This window comes from Hydrogenophaga sp. (assembly GCF_026125825.1).
Taxonomy (GTDB): Bacteria; Pseudomonadota; Gammaproteobacteria; order Burkholderiales; family Burkholderiaceae_C; genus Hydrogenophaga.
This window is the reverse complement of sequence record NZ_JAHCKK010000192.1, coordinates 1-3,062: the sequence shown is the minus strand read 5'-3', so window position 1 is coordinate 3,062 and position 3,062 is coordinate 1. Positions and strand designations below refer to the sequence as shown.

Below are 3,062 nucleotides of genomic sequence, written 5' to 3'. Positions count from 1 at the left end.
GTCGCCCTCCCAGCTTTCCTCCACCGGGGTGGCGCCGTCGAGCCGGCTTTCCAGGCCGTCGCCGTCACCGCTGTCGGTGCTGGCGCTGGCGCTGGCCGGTTCCTGGGACGAGGACAGGGGCGTTGGCCCTTCCGGCAAGGCCGCCTCGACGATCTGCTCGCCCGCGCTTACCGGCACATCGGTCTGATCCAGCCCGAACGTCTCGCGCTCGGCCATCTCTTCGGCGCGTTCGAGGAAGGGGTTTTCGTCGAGCATCTGCTCGACCTCTTGCGCCATCTCCAGCGTGGAGAGCTGCAGCAGCCGGATGGACTGCTGCAGCTGGGGCGTGAGCGCCAGGTGCTGCGAGACGCGAAGGGAAAGTCCTTGCTTCATGTGCCCCCCTGCCGCGCAGCGCGCGTCTCACCCGGGGGGGCGCAAACCGGGACCGGCAAAGCCGGATCCTCGGATGCTCTGGACGACAGGGCCGCTCTTGGCCCGCATGGCTTGAACAACATGCCGACCATCACATCCTGAAGTGTTCGCCGAGGTAGACCCGGCGGACGTCGGCGTTTTCCACGATCTCGGCGGGGGTGCCGCTGGTGAGCACGTGGCCGTCGTTGATGATGTAGGCGCGGTCGCAGATGCCCAGCGTTTCGCGCACGTTGTGGTCGGTGATCAGCACCCCGATGCCACGCGATTTGAGAAAACCGATGATGCGCTGGATCTCGATGACGGCGATCGGGTCGATGCCCGCGAAGGGTTCGTCCAGGAGGATGAAGCGCGGCTCGGTGGCCAGGGCGCGGGCGATCTCCACGCGGCGGCGTTCGCCACCGGAGAGCGCCGGCGCAGGCGAGTCGCGCAGGTGATCCACATGCAGATCCTGCAGCAGGGCGTCCAGCCGGGACTCGATGGTGGCGCGGTCCAGCGACCTGCCCTGCCCGTCCTCCTGCAGCTCCAGCACGGCGCGCACGTTGTCGGCCACGCTCAGCTTGCGGAAGATCGACGCTTCTTGCGGCAGGTAGCCCAGGCCCAGGCGGGCGCGGCGGTGGATGGGCAGGCTCTCGATCGGCTGGTTGTCCAGCAGGATCTGGCCCGCATCGGAGCGCAGCAGGCCGACCAGCATGTAGAAGGACGTGGTCTTGCCCGCGCCGTTGGGGCCGAGCAGGCCGACCACCTCGCCCTTGAAGACCGCGAGCGACACGTCCTTGACCACCTTGCGGCTGCCGTAGGACTTCTGCAGGCCACGCGCTTCGAGGCGACTGACCATCGGGGCGGGGCGGCCCTTGGGGGCGGCCGCCGGGCTGCGAGCGGCATCCGTCACTGGCGGCCCTCTTGGAGCTGGGGACTGGGTTTGAGCGTGGCCGGCGGGGCAGGCGGCGCTGGGGTGGCGGGGACGCCGCCTTCCTTGGGCACCGGGGTGAGCATGGCACGCACCCGGCCGGTGGGGTTCTGCGGCGTGCGGTTGGCCTCCCCACCGTCCACGGTGAACACGTCGGTGGTGTTGTTGTAGACGATCACGTTGCCCGTGGTCTCGTCGTTGAGCTGGGTGCCCTTGAAGCGCTTGAGCACCGCGTTGCCGGTGAAGCGCACGGTATCGGCCTTGCTGTCGTAGTCGATGCGCTGGCCCGTGCCTTCGATGAATTCGTCGACCAGGTCGCGCTTCTGGCGGAAGAAGCCCGGCTTGCCATGCACGATGCCGAACTGGTTGCCCTGGGCGTCCTGCCGCACCTCCACCTGGTCGCCCCGGATGAGGATGGTGCCCTTGGTGATAACCACGTTGCCGGTGAACACGCTGGTCTGGCGCGCGTCGTCGTGACGCAGCGCATCGGCCTCGGCGTTCAAGGGCTGGTTGCGGTCGGCTTTTTCGGCCTGGGCGGTGCCCGCGCACCACAGCGCAGCGGACAGGCAAAGGGCCCAGGAAACGGCGCGGCGGGAAGTGGGGAGGAAGGGCATGGGATTTGAGGGCACGAAACTTGCATTCATTGTAGCGGCGACAACCTCGCTCCCAGGGGTTGCGGCACACAAACCACAAGGCCCGCACGGGGCGGGCCTTGTGAGCGGGACAGGCAGCGGCTTCAGGCCTTGGTGCGCAATTCGGCGATCAGCGCATTGGCCACCACCAGGGTGCGCGGGCCCTGGCCCGGAAGGTAGAAGCGGCCGGCGATGCCCAGGGCGGGCGTGCCCTCCACCCCGTAGGCATCCTGCAGGTTCACGGCCTGCTGGGCCTTCTGACCGGTCGCGGCGATGTCGAAGATCTCGGTGAACTTCGCACGGTCCACGCCTTGCTTGGCGACCCAGTCGATGATGGCCGGCGGCGTGGTCAGCGGCAGGCGCTCCTCATGGATGGCCCGGAACACCTTGGCGTGCAGCTTGTCGACCAGGTTCATGGCCTCCAGCGTGAAGTACAGGCGCTGCATGGGCACGAACTGCGGACTGAAGGCGACCGGCATGCGCCTGACGGTCACGTAGGCGGGCTTCTTCTGGATCCAGTCCTCGAAGAGCGGCTCGAAATTGAAGCAGTGGATGCAGCTGTAGGCGAAGAATTCCAGCACTTCGACCTGGCCCGCAGGGCTCTGCACGGGCACCTGCTTGGGCAGGCGCGTGAAGTCCACGCCTTCTTTGGGGCCCACGCGCTGCGCCAGGGCAGGCGTGAGGGTCAGGCCGCTGGCGGCACCCAGGGCGGTGGTGCCGGCAGCCAGCAGGGAACGGGAGAAGTCGCGACGTTGCATGAATTGAAACTCCAGGGAGACGAGCCCGGTTGGGGCAGGCGGGGCCGGCAAAAGTTCCCGCCCGAACGGGCTCAGCGCTGCACGCGCACCAGGGCCGATTCGATGTGGTTGACCTGCAGCTGCTCCAGCGTCAGATCCGCCAGGGCCTTCTGGTTGAAAGGCCCCACGCGCACGCGAAAGACCGTGCGGCCGTTCTGCTCGCGCTCGCTGATCGCGGCATCGATGCCCAGCATGGCGAGCTTGGCGCGCTGGGCTTCCGCATCTTCCGGTGTGCGGAAGGCACCGGCCTGCACAAAGTAGGTGAACGGATCGGCACCGGGCGCAGCGGCGCTGGGGGTCGGCGCCGCGGGCGCT

Annotated in this window: 4 protein-coding genes and 1 pseudogene; all 5 read right to left on the bottom strand. The window is 68.1% G+C overall.

Annotated elements, in window-relative coordinates; all coding sequences use genetic code 11:
* A pseudogene (locus KIT86_RS24780) lies at positions 1-372 on the bottom strand (RNA polymerase factor sigma-54); the annotation flags it as partial.
* A gap of 130 nt (positions 373-502) precedes the next feature.
* A complete protein-coding gene (lptB, locus tag KIT86_RS24775) occupies positions 503-1,246 on the bottom strand; it encodes an LPS export ABC transporter ATP-binding protein (protein ID WP_297403361.1) in 744 nt (247 codons plus the stop codon).
* A gap of 50 nt (positions 1,247-1,296) precedes the next feature.
* A complete protein-coding gene (gene lptA, locus KIT86_RS24770) occupies positions 1,297-1,932 on the bottom strand; it encodes a lipopolysaccharide transport periplasmic protein LptA (protein ID WP_297403359.1) in 636 nt (211 codons plus the stop codon).
* A 122-nt stretch (positions 1,933-2,054) separates the two neighbouring features.
* Complete coding sequence (locus KIT86_RS24765; RefSeq protein WP_297403357.1) at positions 2,055-2,708, bottom strand: thiol:disulfide interchange protein DsbA/DsbL; 654 nt, start codon at positions 2,706-2,708, stop codon at positions 2,055-2,057.
* Between the two features lie 71 nt (positions 2,709-2,779).
* The coding region (locus KIT86_RS24760; RefSeq protein WP_297403355.1) for an SPOR domain-containing protein at positions 2,780-3,062 on the bottom strand (283 nt) is incomplete at its 5' end.

Bases quoted from the DNA above. Each gene is read 5' to 3' on its own strand.
- lptB (WP_297403361.1), bottom strand. From the start codon at position 1,246: ATGGTCAGTCGCCTCGAAGCGCGTGGCCTGCAGAAGTCCTACGGCAGC.
- lptA (WP_297403359.1), bottom strand. From the start codon at position 1,932: ATGCCCTTCCTCCCCACTTCCCGCCGCGCCGTTTCCTGGGCCCTTTGC.
- KIT86_RS24765 (WP_297403357.1), bottom strand. From the start codon at position 2,708: ATGCAACGTCGCGACTTCTCCCGTTCCCTGCTGGCTGCCGGCACCACC.